The sequence below is a fragment of the Corynebacterium sp. c3Ub_189 genome (assembly GCF_039907195.1).
Lineage (GTDB): Bacteria > Actinomycetota > Actinomycetes > Mycobacteriales > Mycobacteriaceae > Corynebacterium.
In genome coordinates, this window is the sequence record NZ_JASBOF010000045.1 from 1 (window position 1) to 1,437 (window position 1,437).

Below are 1,437 nucleotides of genomic sequence, written 5' to 3' on the forward strand. Positions count from 1 at the left end.
GGTTGCGTCCCCTAACGTGGTGTATCTGTAGCCCGCGGTAAGTCTTGTGCCGGTGTGCATGAAGGCGACCATCGCGGGTACCTTTCGAATCAACTCTTACCTATCCTCGAAAGGAAGTACCCTGCGATGGCCGCTGACCCTCATCATATCGATCCGACCGCGTATCTCGAAGAGCTGCTGACTCAAGCGTCCCCAGATTTGATGCGCCAAATGCTCACTGACTTCATCAACCAGATTCTTTCCGCCCAAGCAGACACCGTCTGCGGGGCTGATTACGCCACCGTGTCAGCCGAGCGCACCAACACACGTAATGGCTACCGTCATCGCCAACTTGATACCCGAGTCGGCAGCATTGATGTGGCAATCCCGAAGCTACGCACCGGCGCATTTTTCCCTGACTGGCTGCTAGAGCGCCGCAGCCGCACCGAGCGTGCCTTGACCACAGTCATCGCCACCTGTTACCTGAAAGGAGTCTCCACTCGCAGGATGAACGACCTGGTGGCCACCCTTGGGATCAACAACTTGTCGAAGTCTCAGGTCAGCCAGATGGCCAAAGAACTCGATGACATGGTCGATGACTTCCGCACCCGCCGGCTTGACCAAGGCCCCTACCACTTTGTCTCCTGCGACGCGCTGACAATGAAGGTGCGGGAAGGAGGACGTGTCGTAAAGACCAGCGTGTTGCTGGCCACAGGTGTCAACGCTGACGGCTACCGAGAGCTTTTGGGCATGCAGGTTGCCACCGCGGAATCTACCGCGTCGTGGACCGGGTTCTTTCGGGACCTCATCGCCCGTGGCCTGACCGGGGTATTCCTCGTTACTAGTGATGCCCATCTTGGTATTCAAGCAGCCGTGGGTGACTGCCTGCCGCAGGCTAGTTGGCAGCGGTGTCGAACGCACTTCGCGAAGAACCTCTCGGCCCAGGTTCCCAAAACCCAATGGCCGACTCTGTCAGCGATGTTTCACACAATCTTTCAGCAACCCGATGCCGCTAGTGTGTGGGCCCAAGCTCGTGAGGTTATTGAATTCTGCCAGCAGAAATTCCCTCACGTTGCCACCTACCTCGAGGAGTGTCTCGACGAGCTGTTGGCGTTTACCGCTGCGCCGAGAGCGGTGTGGACCAAAATCTGGTCGAATAACCCCACTGAACGGCTCAATAGGGAGATCCGCCGGCGTACCGATGTCGTAGGAATCTTCCCAAACCGAGACGCTGTTGTGCGCCTTGTTGGGGCGGTGTTGGCCGAACAGCACGATGACTGGATCCAACAGAAGCGTTATATGTCACTGACCAGCCTGGCACAGACCAAAGAGATCATCGCCGCTGGGGTCATCGACGAGGACCGCGACAACAACCAGGAGATCGCCGCGTGAATACCCTCACCCCTTATCCCCGAGATGGCCCCTAAACCACCGCCATGAAACTAACCCCAGATTCGA

Annotated in this window: 1 protein-coding gene; it reads left to right on the plus strand. The window is 57.6% G+C overall.

Annotated elements, in window-relative coordinates:
- Window positions 1-126: 126 nt before the first annotated feature.
- Complete coding sequence (locus QKD99_RS11425) at window positions 127-1,371, plus strand: IS256 family transposase (RefSeq protein ID WP_049377104.1); 1,245 nt, start codon at window positions 127-129, stop codon at window positions 1,369-1,371.
- Window positions 1,372-1,437: the final 66 nt, after the last annotated feature.

What these genes read in the sequence shown, in the direction of transcription:
- QKD99_RS11425 (WP_049377104.1), top strand. Translation starts at nt 127, where the DNA reads ATGGCCGCTGACCCTCATCATATCGATCCGACCGCGTATCTCGAAGAG.